Origin of the sequence: Nonomuraea fastidiosa (assembly GCF_042751225.1) — a bacterium.
Lineage (GTDB): Bacteria > Actinomycetota > Actinomycetes > Streptosporangiales > Streptosporangiaceae > Nonomuraea > Nonomuraea fastidiosa.
The window spans coordinates 6,736,334-6,753,283 of record NZ_CP170570.1 but is presented as its reverse complement, the minus strand read 5'-3'; the positions used below and the strand labels follow the sequence as shown (position 1 = coordinate 6,753,283).

19 protein-coding genes are annotated in these 16,950 nt (G+C 72.8%); 14 read left to right on the top strand and 5 right to left on the bottom strand.

Going from position 1 to position 16,950, the window contains the following annotated elements; translation table 11 throughout:
- Nucleotides 1-4: 4 nt before the first annotated feature.
- The 3 genes from ACFMQL_RS30880 (at nucleotide 5) to ACFMQL_RS30870 (ending at nucleotide 2,585) form a co-directional block, all read left to right on the top strand.
- Nucleotides 5-655, top strand: coding sequence for a helix-turn-helix domain-containing protein (locus tag ACFMQL_RS30880; protein ID WP_378788288.1), 651 nt, complete (start codon nucleotides 5-7; stop codon nucleotides 653-655).
- Nucleotides 648-2,141 (top strand): pyridoxal phosphate-dependent decarboxylase family protein, encoded by a 1,494-nt coding sequence (locus tag ACFMQL_RS30875; protein ID WP_378788286.1) that lies wholly within the window; start codon nucleotides 648-650, stop codon nucleotides 2,139-2,141. The genes ACFMQL_RS30880 and ACFMQL_RS30875 overlap by 8 nt, the downstream gene beginning before the upstream one ends.
- Nucleotides 2,142-2,216: 75 nt before the next feature.
- Nucleotides 2,217-2,585: an MmcQ/YjbR family DNA-binding protein gene (locus ACFMQL_RS30870; RefSeq protein ID WP_364053160.1), complete on the top strand. Its 369-nt coding sequence runs from the start codon at nucleotides 2,217-2,219 to the stop codon at nucleotides 2,583-2,585.
- 93 nt (nucleotides 2,586-2,678) lie between these two features.
- Here ACFMQL_RS30870 and ACFMQL_RS30865 read toward each other — a convergent pair whose 3' ends face one another.
- Nucleotides 2,679-3,575 carry a hypothetical protein gene (locus ACFMQL_RS30865; protein ID WP_364053163.1) on the bottom strand — a complete coding sequence of 299 codons (897 nt, stop codon included), beginning with the start codon at nucleotides 3,573-3,575 and terminating at the stop codon, nucleotides 2,679-2,681.
- 102 nt (nucleotides 3,576-3,677) lie between these two features.
- Between ACFMQL_RS30865 and ACFMQL_RS30860 the strand changes: the two genes are divergently transcribed.
- From ACFMQL_RS30860 to ptsP, 8 genes are read left to right on the top strand one after another with little or no spacing between them, the layout of a single operon-like run.
- Nucleotides 3,678-4,439, top strand: a complete 762-nt coding sequence (locus tag ACFMQL_RS30860) for a DeoR/GlpR family DNA-binding transcription regulator (protein ID WP_364053166.1) — start codon at nucleotides 3,678-3,680, stop codon at nucleotides 4,437-4,439.
- A complete protein-coding gene (gene pfkB, locus ACFMQL_RS30855; protein WP_378788282.1) occupies nucleotides 4,436-5,413 on the top strand; it encodes a 1-phosphofructokinase in 978 nt (325 codons plus the stop codon). Before ACFMQL_RS30860 ends, pfkB begins: the two co-directional genes overlap by 4 nt.
- 32 nt (nucleotides 5,414-5,445) lie before the next feature.
- Nucleotides 5,446-6,555: a mannitol-specific PTS transporter subunit IIC gene (gene mtlA / locus ACFMQL_RS30850; RefSeq protein WP_378788280.1), complete on the top strand. Its 1,110-nt coding sequence runs from the start codon at nucleotides 5,446-5,448 to the stop codon at nucleotides 6,553-6,555.
- 3 nt (nucleotides 6,556-6,558) lie between these two features.
- On the top strand, nucleotides 6,559-6,867 hold the full coding sequence (locus tag ACFMQL_RS30845) for a PTS lactose transporter subunit IIB (protein WP_364053175.1): 309 nt from the start codon (nucleotides 6,559-6,561) through the stop codon (nucleotides 6,865-6,867).
- Nucleotides 6,860-7,285: a PTS sugar transporter subunit IIA gene (locus tag ACFMQL_RS30840; RefSeq protein WP_364053178.1), complete on the top strand. Its 426-nt coding sequence runs from the start codon at nucleotides 6,860-6,862 to the stop codon at nucleotides 7,283-7,285. The genes ACFMQL_RS30845 and ACFMQL_RS30840 overlap by 8 nt, the downstream gene beginning before the upstream one ends.
- A complete protein-coding gene (locus ACFMQL_RS30835) occupies nucleotides 7,282-8,286 on the top strand; it encodes a zinc-dependent dehydrogenase (protein ID WP_364053181.1) in 1,005 nt (334 codons plus the stop codon). Before ACFMQL_RS30840 ends, ACFMQL_RS30835 begins: the two co-directional genes overlap by 4 nt.
- Nucleotides 8,287-8,297: 11 nt before the next feature.
- Nucleotides 8,298-8,579, top strand: coding sequence for an HPr family phosphocarrier protein (locus ACFMQL_RS30830; protein ID WP_364053184.1), 282 nt, complete (start codon nucleotides 8,298-8,300; stop codon nucleotides 8,577-8,579).
- On the top strand, nucleotides 8,572-10,227 hold the full coding sequence (ptsP, locus tag ACFMQL_RS30825) for a phosphoenolpyruvate--protein phosphotransferase (protein ID WP_364053187.1): 1,656 nt from the start codon (nucleotides 8,572-8,574) through the stop codon (nucleotides 10,225-10,227). The genes ACFMQL_RS30830 and ptsP overlap by 8 nt, the downstream gene beginning before the upstream one ends.
- 118 nt (nucleotides 10,228-10,345) lie before the next feature.
- Here the strand turns inward: ptsP and ACFMQL_RS30820 are convergent, their stop codons facing one another.
- The 3 genes from ACFMQL_RS30820 to ACFMQL_RS30810 form a co-directional block, all read right to left on the bottom strand.
- The gene (locus tag ACFMQL_RS30820; protein ID WP_364053190.1) at nucleotides 10,346-10,675 is read right to left on the bottom strand and encodes a hypothetical protein; all 330 of its coding nucleotides are present in this window, start codon (nucleotides 10,673-10,675) and stop codon (nucleotides 10,346-10,348) included.
- A complete protein-coding gene (locus tag ACFMQL_RS30815; protein ID WP_364053193.1) occupies nucleotides 10,672-11,103 on the bottom strand; it encodes a type II toxin-antitoxin system PemK/MazF family toxin in 432 nt (143 codons plus the stop codon). Before ACFMQL_RS30815 ends, ACFMQL_RS30820 begins: the two co-directional genes overlap by 4 nt.
- A 297-nt stretch (nucleotides 11,104-11,400) precedes the next feature.
- The gene (locus tag ACFMQL_RS30810) at nucleotides 11,401-12,507 is read right to left on the bottom strand and encodes a helix-turn-helix domain-containing protein (RefSeq protein WP_378788276.1); all 1,107 of its coding nucleotides are present in this window, start codon (nucleotides 12,505-12,507) and stop codon (nucleotides 11,401-11,403) included.
- Between the two features lie 236 nt (nucleotides 12,508-12,743).
- On the opposite strand from ACFMQL_RS30810, the gene ACFMQL_RS30805 reads away from it, so the two are divergent.
- The 3 genes from ACFMQL_RS30805 to ACFMQL_RS30795 all read left to right on the top strand — a co-directional run bounded on the left by ACFMQL_RS30805 (nucleotide 12,744) and on the right by ACFMQL_RS30795 (nucleotide 15,468).
- Nucleotides 12,744-13,409 carry an L-2-amino-thiazoline-4-carboxylic acid hydrolase gene (locus ACFMQL_RS30805; RefSeq protein WP_378788274.1) on the top strand — a complete coding sequence of 222 codons (666 nt, stop codon included), beginning with the start codon at nucleotides 12,744-12,746 and terminating at the stop codon, nucleotides 13,407-13,409.
- Between the two features lie 67 nt (nucleotides 13,410-13,476).
- Nucleotides 13,477-13,827, top strand: a complete 351-nt coding sequence (locus tag ACFMQL_RS30800) for a VOC family protein (RefSeq protein WP_364053202.1) — start codon at nucleotides 13,477-13,479, stop codon at nucleotides 13,825-13,827.
- A gap of 846 nt (nucleotides 13,828-14,673) precedes the next feature.
- Nucleotides 14,674-15,468, top strand: coding sequence for an acyl-CoA thioesterase domain-containing protein (locus ACFMQL_RS30795; RefSeq protein WP_378788271.1), 795 nt, complete (start codon nucleotides 14,674-14,676; stop codon nucleotides 15,466-15,468).
- A 4-nt stretch (nucleotides 15,469-15,472) separates the two neighbouring features.
- Here ACFMQL_RS30795 and gndA read toward each other — a convergent pair whose 3' ends face one another.
- Nucleotides 15,473-16,897: an NADP-dependent phosphogluconate dehydrogenase gene (gene gndA / locus ACFMQL_RS30790; protein WP_364053208.1), complete on the bottom strand. Its 1,425-nt coding sequence runs from the start codon at nucleotides 16,895-16,897 to the stop codon at nucleotides 15,473-15,475.
- Nucleotides 16,898-16,950 lie beyond the last annotated feature (53 nt).

The window sequence follows — 16,950 nt, the reverse complement described above, 5'->3', positions numbered from 1 at the left end:
AGGAATGACTGGCGAAGGGGTGCTGTCCAGCGGCCTGTCCATGGCCGAGCTGGGCAGGCGCATCCGCGACGAGCGGCGGGCGCGCGGGCTGTCCATCGAGCGGCTCGCCGAGCTGAGCGGCATCAGCAGGAGCATGGTCTCCGACGTCGAACGGGGCGCGAAGACTCCGACCGTGCTGGTGCTCGACCGGCTGGCCACGGCGCTGGGCACGTCCATCTCGCGGCTGCTCGACGAGCCCGCGCACGGCGGCGTGCGGGTGCTGCGGCACGCCGAGCAGCGGGTGCTGCGCGACCCGTCGGGCTGGGAGCGGCGGGTGCTGTCGCCGGTGCTCGGCGACGTGGAGTTCGAGTTCATGCGCACGACCATCGGGCCCGGCGTGGACGCGGGCGAGTTCGCGCCGCACGCGCCGGGGTCGCGCGAGTACCTCGCCGTCGAGCGCGGCGGGCTGCTGCTGACGATCGACGGGCGGCCGTACGAGCTGGGCGCGGGCGACTCCGCCTACTACCCGGGCGACTGCCGCCACGCCTTCGCCGGCGATCCCGGCAGCGGCTGCGTCTTCTACCTCGCCATGGAGCTGACGCCTGGTCTCTCGGGCGCGGCGGGACACCACGGAGCCGGGCGGCACGAGACGGGGAGGGAGCCGCGCGATGGATGAGCCGCGTACATCCGGTGTCCGGGCCGATGAGCCGGGGACGGCCGGTGTCCGGGCCGATGAGCCGCCGACGTCCGGCATGCGGGCCGAGGTGCTGCGTACGGCCGGGATGCGGGCCGCCGGGCTGGTGGCGGGCCACCTGGACGGCCTCGCCTCGCGCCCGGTGTGGCGGCCGGTGCCCGATGACGAGCTGGCCTGGATCGCCGGGCAGGAGCTGCCGGAGACCGGCAGGCCGCTGGGCGCGCTGCTGGAGGACGCGCGCGAGCACATCCTGCCGTACCCGATGGGCAACGGCCACCCGCGCTTCTTCGGCTGGGTGAACTCGCCGCCGAACCCCGCCGGCGTGCTGGTCGAGCCGCTGGCCGCGGCGCTCAACCCGAGCTGCGCGGGCGGCGACCACGCGGGCCCGCACCTGGAGCGCACGGTCGTGCGCTGGCTCGCCGAGCTGGTCGGATTCCCGCACCCGCCCGGCGGCGGGCTGCTGACCAGCGGCGCGTCCATGGCGACGGTGATCTGCCTGTCGGCGGCCCGGCAGCGGGCGGCGCTGGCCGACGGCTGGGACGTCCGCCGCGACGGCCTGTCCGGGCGGGCGCCGATGGTCCTGTACGTCACCGAGGAGGGGCACAGCTGCCTGCGCAAGGCGGCCGAGCTGCTCGGCCTGGGCGCGCGCAACGTGCGCAAGGTGCCGGTGGACGGCGCGTACCGGATGGACCCGGCCGCGCTGCGGCGCATGATCGCCGAGGACCTCGACGCCGGGCTGCGGCCGTTCTGCGTGGCGGCCAGCGCGGGCACCGTGAACTCCGGCGCGGTGGACCCGCTCGGCGAGATCGCCGACGTGGCCGCCGCGTACGGAATCTGGTTCCACGTGGACGGGGCCTACGGGGCGCTCGGCGTGCTGGCCGACGACGCCGCACCGCACTACCGGGGGCTCGACCGGGCCGACTCGCTGGCGCTCGACCCGCACAAGTGGCTGGGCGTGCCGGTGGGCTGCGGGTGCGCGCTGCTGCGCGATCCCGGGGCGGCGCGGGCGGCGTTCAGCCTGGTGCCGTCGTACCTGGTGGACGAGAACGCGGGCGAGCTGGGCTGGTTCGCCGAGTACGGACCGGAGCAGACCCGCCCGTTCCGCGCGCTGAAGACCTGGGCGACCATGTCGCACCTGGGCCGGGCCGGCATCAAGCGGCTCGTGGAGCACACCTCCGGGCTGGCGCGCACGCTCGCCGCGATGGTCGAGCAGGCGCCCGACTTCGAGCTGCTCGCCCCCGTGACCACCTCGATCGCGGCCTTCCGTCACACGCCGCGCGATCGCGATCTCGACGCGCTCAACCGGGCGCTGCCGTACGCGGTGCAGGTGCGCGGCAACGCGTTCATCACCGGCACCCGGCTGGGCGGGCGGGACGCGCTGCGCGCCTGCTTCCTGCACCCGGACACCACGGAGGCGGACCTCGAAGTGCTGCTCGAGGAGATCAGGCTGGCCGCCAAGGTCCTGTAGACGAGCTGCGGGAGCTCTAGCGATCGCTCTTGGAGGCGCTGCGGGCGCGGGCTCTGGGCGGAGTAGCCTGGCGGCGTGGTCACCGTCGAGGACGTCCGCCGGTTCGCGCTCACGCTGCCGCGCACGAGCGAACATCTCATCCGCGACCGGATCAAGTTCCGGGTGGGCAGGATCGTTTACGTGGCGTTCTCGCGCGACGAGACGATCATGGGCTTCGGCTTTCCGAAGGAGGAGCGCGCGGCGCTGGTGGCCGCCGAGCCCGACAAGTTCCTCCTGCCCCGGGAGCCGGACATGCGCTTCAACTGGGTGGAGGCGCGCGTGGCCGCGCTCGATCCCGACGAGATGCGCGAGCTGGTGCTGGAGGCGTGGCGGATGTGCGTACCGAAGAAGGTCCGCCTCGAACAGGAACGCGCCGCCGCCCTCTCCGGCGGAACGAAGCCCTGACGGGGGCGGCGAGGCGGCGGTGCCAGCGCGTGAGCGAGACCCTGGCGACCGGCCACCCACCCGCCCCATAGGACAGGACGCCCGGCGGCGGGATCAGCGGGTGATCGAGCGGTAGAGGTCGCGGGTCAGCGTGGTGATGCGCTTGACCGAGGCGTTCCACGTGCCGCCGACCGGGTGGGCGGTGAGCACCGCCATCACGTACCGCTCGCCAGGGCCCACCAGCCCGGTCGTGTGCAGCACCGGCCGCCCGTAGTCGGGCACGCCCGAGCCCGTGGCCCGCTGCGCGACCCACGAGATGGACGCCCCCACGGCCCCGCCCGCGGCGGCGGTACCGGCGGCGTGGTTGGCGTTGCCCGTGCACGGCGCGGGCGGTCTGGTGCCGAAGCCCGACCAGCCCTGCTTGACGGCGTGCGGCTTGGGCACGCCGTCGGGGATGCCGAAGGTCTGGTCGAAGCCGTCGGTGCCGCACGGCGTGGCCTTGCGCAGGTGACCGAGGATGGTGTCCCTGACCCGGGGCTCGGCCTTGTCGAGCAGGTAGCGGTACGTGCGCACGATGTCGTACGCGCTGAGCGAGGTGTAGCCCCAGAACCCGGGCTTGGACGCGGGCGGCGGGGTGGTGTCGGCCAGGCCGAGCCTGCGGGCCTGCCGCACGATGATCTGCCCCTTGCCGAGCCGGTCCCAGAGCGCGGAGGCGGCGTCGTCGTCGCTGGACCGCAGCATGATCTTGAGCAGCTTGGCGTCGGCGGGGGGCACGGTCCTGCGCCCCTCCAGGTAGTCGATCGCGATGAGGATCTTGACGACGGAGGCGGAGCGGTACTTGCGGTGCGCGTTGCGCAGCGCGACGAACTTCCCTGCCTGACGGTCGAACACCACCCACGCCGCGGTGGTGCCCGCGGGGACTCGGGGCGCGGCGGCGGCCTTCGCGGGTGTCGCGATCGCGGCGGTGAGGGTGCCGGCGAGGAGCAGGGATCCCAGGACCTTGGTTCGCATCCGCCTATAACTACCAGATCTCCCCAGTACACCCTTGACCTGCCCAACTAAGCGGGTATAAACACAGATGAAACCAACACGAAACGGCGGTGAATCAACATCATGTACGCCGAGGAGCGGCAGCAGGAGATCCTGCGACGTGCGCGTGCCGCGGGCCGCGTCGACGTGGTGACGCTGGCCGCCGAGCTCGACGTGACCACAGAGACGATCCGCCGCGACCTGACGGCGCTGGAGCGTGCGGGCGTGCTGCGCCGCGTGCACGGGGGCGCGATCCCCGTCGAGCGGCTGGGGTTCGAGCCCGCGCTGGCCACCCGCGACGAGGTCATGACGGCCGAGAAGGAACGCATCGCCAAGGCCGCGCTGGCCGAGCTGCCCGAGGACGGATCGATCATCATCGACGCCGGCACCACCACGGGCCGCCTGGTGAAGGTGCTGCCGGCCGACCGGGAGCTGACGGTCGTGGTGAACTCGCCGCCGCTGGCCACCGCCCTGGCCGCGCGCGCCAACCTGCACGTGATCATGCTGGGCGGCCGGCTGCGCGGCAAGACGCTGGCCACCGTGGACGACTGGGCGCTGCGCCCGCTGGCCCACCTCAACGTCGACGTCGCGTTCATGGCGACCAACGGCTGCTCGCTGACCCGCGGCCTGACCACGCCCGACCCGGCCGAGGCGGCGATCAAGCGGGCCATGGTCAAGGCCGCGCAGCGCAGCGTGCTGCTGGCCGACCACACGAAGTTCGGCAACACCTACCTGGCGACGTTCGCCGAGCTGAGCGAGATCGACGTGGTGATCACCGACACCGGCCTCGACGTGGCCCAGGCCGCCGACGTGGCCGCCGCAGGACCGGAGGTGATCAGGGCGTGATCGTCACCCTGACGCTCAATCCCAGCCTCGACCGCACGATCGAGATCTCCTCGCTCGACCGGGGCACGGTCATCCGCGCCGCCACCGCCCACCTCGACCCCGGCGGCAAGGGGGTCAACGTCTCGCGCGCGCTGCTCGCCAACGCGGTGGCGAGCCGGGCGGTGGTGCCGTACGGCGGCGACGAGGGCAGGCAGCTCGTCCGCCTGCTGGCCGCCGAGGGGCTGGACATGGTGACCGTGCCGGTGTCCGGCGCGACCAGGTCGAACGTCACGCTGGCCGAGCCTGACGGCACCGTCACCAAGATCAACGAGCCCGGCACGGCGCTGTCGCCCGCCGAGCTCGACACGATCGCCGAGGCCGTGCTGGACGCGGCGCACTCCGGCGGCCAGGGCGCCGACTGGGTGGTCGCCTCCGGCAGCCTGCCGCCCGAGGTGCCGGCCGACGTCTACGCCACGCTGTGCCGCCGTTTCGCCGGGGCCGGCATCCACGTCGCGATCGACACCAGCGGGCCCGCGCTGTCGTACGCGCTCGATGCCGCTCCCGACCTGGTCAAGCCCAACCTGGAGGAGCTGTCGGCGGCCACCGGCATGCCGATCGGGAGCCTGGGCGACGTGGTCGCGGCGGCGGGCGAGCTGCGCGCGGCGGGAGCGCGTACAGTGCTTGCCAGCCTGGGCGCCGACGGCGCCGTCCTGGTCGAGGAGGCCGGCACCTGGTACGGCGAGGCCCCCGCCGCCGTGCCGCGCAGCTCGGTCGGCGCGGGCGACGCCATGCTCGCCGGTTTCCTCGCCGCGGGCGGCAGCGGCCCCGGCGCGCTCGCGCAGGCGCTCGCCTGGGGCGCCGCCGCCGTCCAGCAGCCCGGCAGCCGCATGCCGGGCCCCGCCCACATCGACATCGACGCCGTCACCGTGTGCCGGCCCGACCCCGAACGTCCGCTCTCCACCGCCGTACCCGCGGCACTCCCGCAACCCGGCTGATCTCCTGCTCATCCTCCAAAGGAGCACCTCCCATGGCCGACACCTACACACCCCCGGTCACCGGAACCGGGGTCAAGGCCACCATCCAGCGCATCGGCGGCCATCTGGCCGGCATGATCATGCCGAACATCGGCGCGTTCATCGCCTGGGGTCTCATCACCGCGCTGTTCATCCCGACCGGCTGGCTGCCGAACGAGTCGCTCGCCCAGATGGTCGACCCGATCATCCGCATCCTGCTTCCGGTCCTCATCGCCTATACCGGCGGGCGGATGGTGCACGATCAGCGCGGAGCCGTCGTGGGCGCGGTCGCGGTGATGGGCGTCGTGGTGGGCACGGACAAGCCGATGTTCCTCGGCGCCATGATCATCGGCCCGCTGGCCGCGCTGGTCCTGAAATATGTGGACAAGTTCACGGAGCAGCGGACCAAGGCCGGCTTCGAGATGCTGGTCGACAACTTCTCGGCAGGCATCGTCGGCGGCGCGATGGCCATCGTCGGCTACTACGCCATCGGCCCGGTCATGCAGACCGTCACCAGCGCGGCGGGCGACGCCGTCGAATGGCTGATCACCAACAACCTGCTGCCGATCGCGTCCGTGCTCATCGAGCCGGCCAAGGTGCTGTTCCTCAACAACGCCATCAACCACGGCGTGCTCAGCCCGCTCGGCGTCGCCGAGGCGGCGGAGAGCGGCAAGTCGATCCTGTTCATGCTGGAGTCGAACCCCGGACCCGGCCTCGGCCTGCTGCTGGCGTTCCTGCTCTTCGGCCCGCGCGCCATGCGGCCCACCACCCCCGCCGCGATGATCATCCACTTCTTCGGCGGCATCCACGAGATCTACTTCCCGTACGTGCTCATGAAGCCCCGCCTGATCCTGGCCGTCATCGCGGGCGGCGCGGCCGGCGTCTTCACCTTCATGATCACCGGCGCCGGGCTGGTCGCCACCCCGTCGCCCGGCAGCATCTTCGCCTACATCGCGGTCACTCCCAAGGGCGGCTGGCTCGGCTCCAGCCTGGGGATCCTCGTGGCGACCGGCGTCTCGTTCGTCATCGCCGCACTCCTGCTCGGCTTCGGCAGGGGCGAGAAGGCCCAGCCCGGCGCGGCGCAAGAGGCCGAAACCGTAGAAACCACTCAGAAGGAGAGCTGAGCCATGGCCGGCATCGACAGCAAGGACATCCGCAAGGTCATCGTGGCCTGCGACGCGGGCATGGGCAGCAGCGTGATGCTCGCCTCCCAGCTCAAGAAGCAGCTCAAGGACACGGGCGTGACCGTGGAGCACACCCCGGTCAACAACATCCCCGAGGACGCCGACGTGATCGTCTGCCACTCCGGCCTGGCGGCCCGTGCCAGGGCGGCCGCCCCGGGTAAGGTCCTCATCCCGTTCCAGATCTTCCTCGGCGACCCGGCGGTGACCAAGCTCGTGAACACCATCAAGAACGGCGGCACGGTCGATGCGTGACGGCCTGCTCGACCCGCGGGCCGTGCTGCTGCACGAGAGCGCCCCCGACCGCACCGCGGCCATCCGCCGGTGCGGGCGGGCGCTGGTCGAGGTGGGAGCGGTCGCCGAGTCGTACGTGGAGGCGATGCTCGAACGCGAGCGCTCGATCTCCACCTACGTCGGCGAGGGCGTCGCCATCCCCCACGGCACCAACGCCTCCAAGGAGGCCGTGAAGCGCGACGCGATCTGCGTGGTGCGCTTCCCCGACGGCGTCGACTGGGACGGCGAGCAGGTGACACTCTGCGTCGGCATCGCGGCCAAGGACGACGGGCACGTGCCGCTGCTGGCGGCGCTCGCCGAGATCCTGCTCGACCCCGGCAGGGCGCGGACATTGCGGGAGGCCACCGAGGTCTCCCAGGTGATGAAGGAGCTGACATGAAGGTCGCGCGTTTCCACGCGCCAGGCGACATCCGGATCGAAGAGGCGCCCGAGCCGGTCGCCGGTCCGGGCGAACTGAAGATCCGGGTACGCAACTGCTCGACGTGCGGCACCGACGCCAAGATCTTCAAGTTCGGCCACCACCACATCGTGCCGCCGCGCGTGATGGGCCACGAGATCGCCGGCGAGGTCGTCGACACCGGCGCGCGCGTGCAGGTGATCGCCGCCATCCCGTGCGGTACCTGCGGCGAGTGCCGGCGCGGGCGGCTCACCGTCTGCCCGAACCAGGAGTCGATGGGCTACCACTACGACGGCGGCTTCGCCGAGTACATGATCGTCCCGGCCAAGGTGCTCGCCGTCGACGGCGTCAACGCCATCCCCGACGGGGTGGGCTTCGCCGAGGCGTCGGTCGCCGAGCCGCTGGCGTGCGTGATCAACGGCCAGACGCTGGCCCGCGTGGGGCCCGGCGACGACGTCGTGGTCATGGGCGCGGGGCCCATCGGCTGCCTGCACGTCCGCCTGGCGCGGGCGCGCGGCGCCAACCGGGTGTTCCTGGTGGACGTCAACGCCGAGCGCCTGGCCATGGCCGCCGAGCTCGTACGCCCCGACGCCGCCATCGACAGCGACCCCGTCGAGCAGGTGCTGAAGCTGACCGGCGGGCGCGGCGCGGACGTCGTCATCACCGCGGCCGCCTCGGGGGCCGCCCAGGAGCAAGCGGTGCGGATGGCGGCCAGGCAGGGCCGCATCAGCTTCTTCGGCGGGCTGCCCAAGGACAACCCGATCATCTCGCTCGACTCCAACCTCGTTCACTACCGCGAGCTGACCATCGTCGGCGCGAACGGCTCCAGCCCCGCCAACAACGCCCAGGCGTTGAAGCTGGTCGCCGAAGGGTCGGTGGTGGTGTCCGACCTGATCACCCACCGGCTGCCGCTGCCGCGGGTGCTGGACGGCATCGACCTGGTCAGCCGGGGCGAGGCCATCAAGGTCACCATCGAGCCCTAGGAGGTCCTGCCATGGCACAACGTACGGTGGTCGTCGCCTCGGCCAGCGGCCTGCACGCCCGCCCCGCCAAGCTGTTCGTGCAGGCGGCGGCCAAGGCGGGCGTGCCGGTGACGATCCGCGCCGGTGACAAGGCAGTACCGGCCAAGAGCATGCTGGGCGTGCTGTCGCTGGGGGCCGTGAAGGGCACGGAGGTCACGCTGGAGGCCGACGGGCCGGGCGCCGAGGAGGCGCTGGACGCGCTGGCGGCGCTGCTGGCGCGCGACCTCGACGCGGAAGAGGCCCCCGATGCGTGACGACACCGCCCCGCCCGTCCCCGCGTCACCGTCCCCCGATGCCGGGGAGGGGGAGTGGAAAGGGAGCGCGGGGCGGCTGGCCGGGCTCGGTGTGAGCCAGGGACGGGCGGCCGGGCCGGTGCTGCGGATGGCCGGCCCGCCCGCGCTGCCCGCGCCGCGCGCCGTCGGCGACCCCTCGGCGGAGGTGGCCGCGGTCGGCAAGGCGCTGGAGGCGGTGGCCCAGGACCTGAACAGGCGGGCGGCGGAGGCCGGCGGCGAGGCGTCCGAGATCCTCGAAGCGCTCGCCATGATCTGCGAGGACCCGATGCTGCGCGAGGACGCCGAGTCCAGGGCCGCCTCGGGCGTGGACGCCGCCCACGCGCTCGACGCCGCGTTCGCCCAGCACCGCGAGGCGCTGGCCGCGCTCGGCGGCTACCTGGCAGAACGCGCCGCCGACCTCGACGACCTCAAGCACCGCGCCGTCGCGTCGGTGCTCGGTCTGCCCATGCCGGGCCTGCCCGACCCCGGCCACCCGTACGTGCTGGCCGCCGACGACCTCTCCCCCGCCGACACGGCGGGGCTGGGCGACGACGTGCTGGCGCTGGTCACCGAGCGCGGCGGGCCCACCAGCCACACCGCGATCCTGGCCCGCGCCCGGGGTCTGCCCGCCGTGGTGGCCTGCAAGGGCGTCATGGACCTTCAGGACGGCACCGTCGTCGGCGTGGACGGCACCACCGGCGAGATCGCCGTCGGCCTCACCGAGGCGGAGGCGGCCGCGGTCACCGAGGCCGAACAGGCACGCAGGGCCAGGCTCGCCGCCGGTTCAGGGCCGGGCAAGACCGCCGACGGTCACCCGGTCAGGCTGCTGCTCAACATCGGCTCGGCCGCCGACCTGCGGCCGGACGCCGAGGGTGTCGGACTGTTCAGGACGGAGTTCCTGTTCCTCGACCGTAAGCAGGCGCCGTCGCATGAGGAGCAGGTGAGCGCGTACGCCGAGGTGTTCGCGGGGAGCGGCAGCGTCATCGTGCGCACGCTCGACGCGGGCACCGACAAGCCGCTGCCCTTCCTCGGCCTGCCGCGCGAGGAGAACCCGGCGCTCGGCGTACGCGGCCTGCGCGTGGACCGGCTGCTGCCCGACGTACTCGACACCCAGCTCGACGCCATCGCCGAGGCCGCCCGCCGCACCGGCACCGAACCCTGGGTGATGGCGCCCATGGTCACCACGGTCGCGGAGGCCGGCGCGTTCGCCCGCCGCGCCAGGGCCAAGGGCATCGCCAAGGTGGGCGTCATGATCGAGGTCCCGGCGGCGGCGCTGCGCGCACACCGCCTGCTGCAGGAGGTCGACTTCCTCAGCATCGGCACCAACGACCTCGCCCAGTACACCTTCGCCGCCGACCGCCAGCACTCCGCCCTCGCCGACATCCTCGACCCGCGCCAGCCCGCGCTGCTGGAGCTGATCGCGATGTGCGCGCGGGCCGGGCAGGAGGCGGGCAAGCCGGTGGGGGTGTGCGGGGAGGCCGCGGGCGACCCGCTCCTCGCGCCGCTGCTGGTGGGGCTGGGGGTGACCAGCCTGTCCATGGCGCCGGTGTGCGTCCCCGCCGTACGGGAGGCCCTGGCCGGCCTGACGCTCGCCGAATGCCGCGAACGCGCGCGAGCCGCCCTGGAATGACCTGACCGTCCCGCCCGGTCGGCTCAAACCTGGGAGCAGGGCGGTCCGGGCGGGACGGCTCACCGTGTGAGGCGCGGCGGTCGTGGACGTCGTGGGGGGCACGGCCACCGAAGACCGGTCAATCGGCGGACCGCTCCTTGTGATTCATGTGCGTGAGGCGTTCGGTGGCGGCCATCCAGGCCGCGAACGCCACGCACCCGCCCTCGAACGCGACCAGCCGCCCGTCCCAGGCATCGCCCGGACGCCCGGTCTTGGCCGCCGAGCGCAGCAGCGCGAGCCCGCCGACCAGGTTGGCCAGCCCCCACACCAGGTTCACGCCCGGCCCGGAGCGCCGGCCGGCGAGCGGGGTGAGGTGGCGGCGTCCCGTGGCGGCCGTGGCCAGGTGGGGTGCGCTGTTGCTCACCAGCAGCCCCGCCACGAACGACCGGGCCGCAGGCGAGAACCTCACCTGCCCACCTTCCAGCCGTGCAGCTTCATCAGCCGGGCCGCCACCCTGGCGAACCGCTCACCGTCCAGCACCGCGCCCTCGCGCCTGATGTCGTCCTCGTCGAGCTCGAAGACCCGGTCGAGGCGGACGTAGGAGACGCGGTCGTCGTTCCCCCACCGTCCCAGCTCCAGCCACTCGGGGCCGTCGTCGCCCTTGCTGGACAGCATCATGCCGAGCAACCGCCGCCCGGCACGTCCCACGACCAGCAGCGGCCGGTCCTTGCCCCGGGACGGGTCCTCCTCGTACGGCACCCACGCCCACACGATCTCCCCCGGGTCGGCCAGGCCGTCGAGGTCGGGAGAGTACGCCAGAGTGGCGGCGCCGCGCACGTCGTAGACCTCACGTACGGCGCCCCGGGCGGGGCGGGGGTCCTCACCTAGATCACGCATTGGGGGAGCTTACGGCGCGCACCCTCCGAAAATCCACCCCGCCCGCCGCACGACCACGGCATCGCCCCGGAAGCTCGCGCCCTCTGCTCGCCTGCCCGCAGGAGACGCCACGCACCGGCCCGATGACGACACCTCCGAATGGACAGGGCCTCCTGCAAGAGCCGAACCGCAACAGGCGCCGGCACGTGGCTCCCGCGCGGACAGCAGCCGACACAGTCGCAGACGTGCGGCCGACCGCCGCCACGGAACGCAGCTGCGCCGAAGGCGACCACCGATGATGCTCGCGAGCCGGGACCGTCACGGTAGCCGGGCACCGAGCAGGCGGCGCACCGCCGTCGGTGTGTGGCCGACGTGGCGGCGGATGGTCCTGGTGAGGTGGGCCTGATCGGCGAAGCCCAGGTCGGCGGCCAGCTCGGCCAGGCTCGGCGCGCCGTCTTCGAGCCGGTCGAGCGCCCTTCCGACGCGCACTCGGTTGCGGTAGTGGGTGAGGGAGACGCCCAGCTCGCGGGTGAAGGCGCGGCTGAGCGTGTAGGGGGACACGCCGAGGTAGGCCGCCAGCGACGTGAGCGTGGCGGTCTCCGGGACGTCGGCGGCGAACGCCTCACGGGCGGCCCCAACGATGCCGACCGCGTCCATCCGCCCCGCAGCCCGGGACAAAGTCACCCCCGCGTCCATCCGCCCCGCAGCCCGGGACAAAGTCACCCCCGCGTCCATCCGTCCAGCGACCCGAGACGCGGTCACCGCGTCCTCCCTCCTTGGCGCCTGCGACGGGGTCAGTGCTGCGTGCGTCCGCCCCGCCACCTGTGCAGAGATCATCGCCGGGGCTTCGCCGCGCGGACCGGCCTGCGCGCCCGGCCCTGCGGCGGTGCGCCGGGTAGGCGCCGCTGTGACGTGGGACGGAGCGCCATCACCAGCGGACGTGGCCGGGGCGAGGGCGGCGCGGAGGAGGAGCATCAGGGTCTCGGGCAGCTCGTACGCGATGTCGCCGTCGCGGGCCGCCCTGAGGACGCGGCGGTGGGCGAGGTCGAGGCGGGCGTCCACGTAGAACGCCGGCGCCGCGAAGGCTGGGCCGGAGTCGCCGGACGTACGGGCGCCGTCGTGGAGCGGCATCGCGCTGGTGAGCGTACGCCACAAACCGGGCGACAGGGACAGGGAGGTGCAGACGTCGCCGCCCGCCGGGTGGGCGAAGCGTTCCTCTTCGCCGGGCAGCCCGATGTAGGCCATCGTCGGGTCGCTGACGACGGCCCGCCCGCGCGTCATCCGCCGGAACACGCCCCGCCGCACCAGCACCACCCGATAGCGGTCGCTCACCTCGGGAGCCGACCACCGGCGGTGATCGTCGACGCAGGTCACGACGTCGAGCCGGAACCCGGGACCGGAGGCCAGAGACACTGACGAACGCACGCCGGAAACGTTAGCCACCGCCTCCGACAATTCCGCCCCGTCGCAGCCTCGGCGGCCGTGGACGTGATCGCCGGGCTCGTGCCAAACTGGGCGGCGACACATCGACAACAGCTTGTCAGCGCCTGGTCGGTCGGTGGAGTGCGCTGGCCTGCTCGCTCGGTCGCGAGCACGGCCGGTCGTGCCTCCAGGCGGGATCGCGGTCGTGTACGCGCCGAGCCGTACACGAAAGGAACCGCATGTCCACCGACCCGTTCGGACTCACCGGCGCCGACCACTACGTCCCCGATCCGGAGCGCGACACGGCGCTGCTGCTGGACGCCTTCTACCAGCACCTCGCCACTGCACTGCCCGAGTACGCGCCTCTCACCGCCGCCATGCGGGCGCGTCAGGACGAGCTCGAAGCGGCGAACGCGCATCTGATCGTCGATGAGCCTGCCCGCCACAACCTGCGCATGACCCTGGCTCTGGTCGCCGCGTACGAGGTCCTCTCGCCCAGGCTGGGCAGGGAAGAGGCGATCGCCGCCGTACGCGCGGCCTTCATCGCACCGCTCGGCGACTCCCTCAAGGAGGGCACCCGGGCGATGCTGGACGGCGCGCAGGACGCGTTCCAGGCCATGGTGGAGCTGAGCAAGTCGCGTGAGGAGCACGCGTTCGGCAAGGGGTTCGTCTTCGCCCGGCCGGTCGACGACGGCGAGCGCTACCACGTCGAGGTGCGCCGGTGCTTCTACCACGATGTCCTGCTCGCCAACGGGGCGCCGGAGCTGACTCCGGTCATGTGCGCGTTCGACGCGAACTGGATCGAGGCCATCGCGCCCGACCGGCACGGCTTCCGATTCGAGCGCCGCACCACCATCGGGACGGGCGGTACGCACTGCCCGTTCCACTTCGTCCGCACCCGCTGAGGCCACTGTCCGAGGGCCGCAAGGATGTTCAAGACCGGGCCGCCGCTCCCCCGGCACGCTGGGCTCCATGACAGCGAACATTTCGTCCATCGTGTTCGATTGCGCCGACCCGGTCGCCCTCGCCGGCTTCTACGCCAAGGCGACCGGCTGGAAGCAGACGGGCGACGCCGATTTCGCGTCGCTCGAGGGCGGCCCGGTCTCGGTGTCGTTCCAGCGGATCGACGGCTATCAAGGGCCGGGGTGGCCGGGTGGCGGCAAGCACGCGCACCTCGACCTCACCGTGCCCGATGTCGAGGCGGCCAAGAAGGAGCTGGTCGCGCTGGGTGCGACGGTGCCGGAGTTCCAGCCTGGCGGTGACGGCTGGACGGTGCTCGTCGATCCCGAGGGGCATCCGTTCTGCATCATGGCCGCCGGTTAGACGGCACGGCCGGGCCGCTGGGGGCGGTCCCTACCCGAGCCCAGCGGCCCGGCCACCGCGCGGGCGTTCGCCCCTGTCCCAGCCGCTCGGTCGCGCGGGTGCTCGCGTCGCCGGTCAACGGCCCCGCCGCGTGCGGGCATTCGCGTTCGCCGGACGGCCGGGCAGCCGCAGCGGCCGGCCCGGCCCGTCAGGTCAGCTTCGCGAAGAACGTCCTGATGTCGTCGGCGAGCAGGTCGGGAGCCTGGACGGCGGCGTAGTGGCCGCCGCGCTCGAACTCCGACCAGTGCACGACGTTGTGCACGCGCTCGGCGTACCGCCGCACGGTCGTGTCGCCGGGGAAGACCGCGATGCCGGTCGGCGTGGGATCGGGGGCGGCGGGCGGGGCCCAGTCGGGCAGGCTCTCTTTGTACAGGCGGCCTGCCGAGCCCGCCGTGCCGGTGAACCAGTAGAGGGCGACGTTGGTGAGGATGTCGCCCGGGTCGAGCCCGCCGACGTCCCGGCCCCGGGAGGCGAACGCGTCCAGGTTCCAGGCGAGCAGCCCGGCCGGTGAGTCGGTGAGCGCGTAGGAGAGGGTCTGCGGCCTGGTGCCCTGGATGGCGGCGCGTCGAGCGCGTCCGGCCAGCGGGTGCCGGCGAGGCGCTCGCGCAGGTCGTCGAGCTCGTCCTGGGCGATGTCGATGACGTGGTCGTCGATGAGCGATGGCATGCGCGGCAGGCTAGGAGCCCTACAGCCCACATTCCGGCCGCAATGCCACGCTCGTTCGCCGGCTGCGCCGCCGGTAGCCGGTAGCCGCTCATCCGGCGGCGAGCGATCTCACGCGCGCACCTTGCTCTAGAATTTCGTTCTGTGTCGTCAGAGTCAGCGTTCTTCACGCTCAAGCGGGACGAGTACGTCCCCGCGCCGCACGCCCGTGGTCCCTGGTCCCCCGGCATGCTGCACGGCCGGTTGCTCGGCGGTCTGGCCGCACGCGCGATCGAGCAGCGGCACGCCCGGCCTGGCCTGCGCTTCGCCCGGCTGACCGTCGATCTGTTCCGCAACAGCCCGATGCTGCCGGTCACCGTCGAGACCTCCCTGGTCAGAGACGGCCGCAGGATCCGCGTGGCGGACGCGACGATCTCCACCGCCCAGGGTGTCATCGCGCGGGCGAGTGCGGTGCTGCTGCGGGAGGGCGAGCAGCCCGGCGGTGAGCGGTCGCTGGTCACGCCCGCCTGGGACGTGCCGCCGCCCGAAGGACCGCCGGTTGAGGCGAACGGGCCGTGGACGCCGCCGTTCGACCTGTGGCGGGTGACGCCGTGGGGCGCTCCGGGGCCGGGCCGGGTGTGGATGCGCGAGCGGTTCGCGCTGGTGGACGACGAACCGCTGACCCCGATCGTACGGGCCGCGCTGGCCGCCGACTTCGCCAGCCCGCTCAGCAACTCCCAGGCCGACGGCCTGCGGTTCATCAACGCCGACTACACGCTGACCCTGGCCAGGCCGCCCGAGGGCGACCTCATCGGTATGGAGAGCACCGGCCACGTCAGCGACGGCGGCGTCGCGACCGGTCAGGTGACCGTGCACGACGCCGCCGGGCCGTTCGGCTTCTGCGTGGTGACGGCCCTCGCCAACGGCTCCGCCATGACGAAGCCGCCCAGCGCCGGGTAGCGGGCTACGCCGGACGTTCCGTGCGGTCGCCGGACCAGTCGGTGTGGAAGGTGCCCTCCTTGTCCACCCGCCGGTAGGTGTGCGCGCCGAAGTAGTCGCGCAGTCCCTGCACCAGCGCCGCCGGGAGGCGGTCGCGGCGCAGCCCGTCGTAGTAGGCCAGGGCCGAGGAGAAGCCGGGCGTCGGCACGCCGATCTGCACCGCCGTGGTGATCACGCGCCGCCACGACTCCTGGGCCGCCTCGAGCGCCCCGGCGAAGCTCGGGTCGGCGAGCAGCGTCGGCACGTTCGGGTTCGCGTCGTACGCCGCCCTGATCCGGTCGAGGAACTTGGCCCTGATGATGCAGCCGCCACGCCAGATGGTGGCCATGGCGCCGAGGTCGAGGTCCCAGCCGTACTCCTTGGAGGCGGCGGCCATCTGGTCGAAGCCCTGGGCGTACGCGACGATCTTGGAGGCGTACAGCGCCTGGCGGACGTCCTCGATCAGCTCGCGCCCGCCGACGCCGGACAGGTTCGGACCGCGCAGGGAGCGGGCGGCGGCGCGCTGCTCGGGGTGGCCGGACAGGGCGCGGGCGAACGTGGCCTCCGCGATGCCGGTCACGGGCACGCCCAGGTCGAGCGCGCTCTGCACGGTCCAGCGGCCGGTGCCCTTCTGCTCGGCCTGGTCGACCACGATGTCCACGAACGACTTGCCGGTCTCGGCGTCGACCTGGTCGAGCACCTCGGCGGTGATCTCGATCAGGTACGAGTCGAGGTCGCCCCTGTTCCACTCCCTGAAGACCTCGGCGAGCTCGGCCGGGGTGGCGCCCAGGGCCTGGCGCAGCAGGTCGTAGGACTCGGCGATGAGCTGCATGTCGGAGTATTCGATGCCGTTGTGCACCATCTTCACGAAGTGCCCGGCGCCGTCGGGACCGACGTGCACGGCACACGGCACGCCGTCGACCTTGGCCGCGATGTCCTGCAGGATCGGGCCGAGCGCCTCCCAGGACTCCTTCGACCCGCCGGGCATGATGCTCGGGCCGTTCAGCGCGCCCTCCTCGCCGCCGGAGATGCCGGTGCCGACGAAGTGCAGGCCGCGCTCGCGCAGCGCGGCCTCGCGGCGGCGGGTGTCCTCGTAATGCGCGTTGCCGCCGTCGACGATCATGTCGCCCGGCTCCATCAGCTCGGCGAGCTGCTCGATCACCGCGTCGGTGCCGGCGCCGGCCTTCACCATGATGATCGCCCGGCGTGGCCGCTTCAGCGAGGCAACGAAGTCGGCCATCTCCTTCGCGGGCACGAACGCGCCCTCGTCACCGAACTCCTTCACGAGTTGCTCGGTGCGGCCGTAGGAACGGTTGTGCACGGCGACGGTGTAGCCGTGCCTCGCCAGGTTCCTGGCCAGGTTACGCCCCATGGTCGCCAGGCCGGTGACGCCGATGTCTGCCAAGTCCATTAGTCAGCTCCTCTGTGGGGAATACGCAACATCAAGCCCGGCGGTTCGCGGGG

Bases quoted from the DNA above. Each gene is read 5' to 3' on its own strand.
- ACFMQL_RS30880 (WP_378788288.1), top strand. From the start codon at position 5: ATGACTGGCGAAGGGGTGCTGTCCAGCGGCCTGTCCATGGCCGAGCTG.
- ACFMQL_RS30875 (WP_378788286.1), top strand. From the start codon at position 648: ATGGATGAGCCGCGTACATCCGGTGTCCGGGCCGATGAGCCGGGGACG.
- ACFMQL_RS30865 (WP_364053163.1), bottom strand. From the start codon at position 3,575: ATGCGAACCAAGGTCCTGGGATCCCTGCTCCTCGCCGGCACCCTCACC.
- ACFMQL_RS30860 (WP_364053166.1), top strand. From the start codon at position 3,678: ATGTACGCCGAGGAGCGGCAGCAGGAGATCCTGCGACGTGCGCGTGCC.
- mtlA (WP_378788280.1), top strand. From the start codon at position 5,446: ATGGCCGACACCTACACACCCCCGGTCACCGGAACCGGGGTCAAGGCC.
- ACFMQL_RS30845 (WP_364053175.1), top strand. From the start codon at position 6,559: ATGGCCGGCATCGACAGCAAGGACATCCGCAAGGTCATCGTGGCCTGC.
- ACFMQL_RS30840 (WP_364053178.1), top strand. From the start codon at position 6,860: ATGCGTGACGGCCTGCTCGACCCGCGGGCCGTGCTGCTGCACGAGAGC.
- ACFMQL_RS30835 (WP_364053181.1), top strand. From the start codon at position 7,282: ATGAAGGTCGCGCGTTTCCACGCGCCAGGCGACATCCGGATCGAAGAG.
- ACFMQL_RS30830 (WP_364053184.1), top strand. From the start codon at position 8,298: ATGGCACAACGTACGGTGGTCGTCGCCTCGGCCAGCGGCCTGCACGCC.
- ptsP (WP_364053187.1), top strand. From the start codon at position 8,572: ATGCGTGACGACACCGCCCCGCCCGTCCCCGCGTCACCGTCCCCCGAT.
- ACFMQL_RS30815 (WP_364053193.1), bottom strand. From the start codon at position 11,103: ATGCGTGATCTAGGTGAGGACCCCCGCCCCGCCCGGGGCGCCGTACGT.
- ACFMQL_RS30805 (WP_378788274.1), top strand. From the start codon at position 12,744: ATGTCCACCGACCCGTTCGGACTCACCGGCGCCGACCACTACGTCCCC.
- ACFMQL_RS30800 (WP_364053202.1), top strand. From the start codon at position 13,477: ATGACAGCGAACATTTCGTCCATCGTGTTCGATTGCGCCGACCCGGTC.
- gndA (WP_364053208.1), bottom strand. From the start codon at position 16,897: ATGGACTTGGCAGACATCGGCGTCACCGGCCTGGCGACCATGGGGCGT.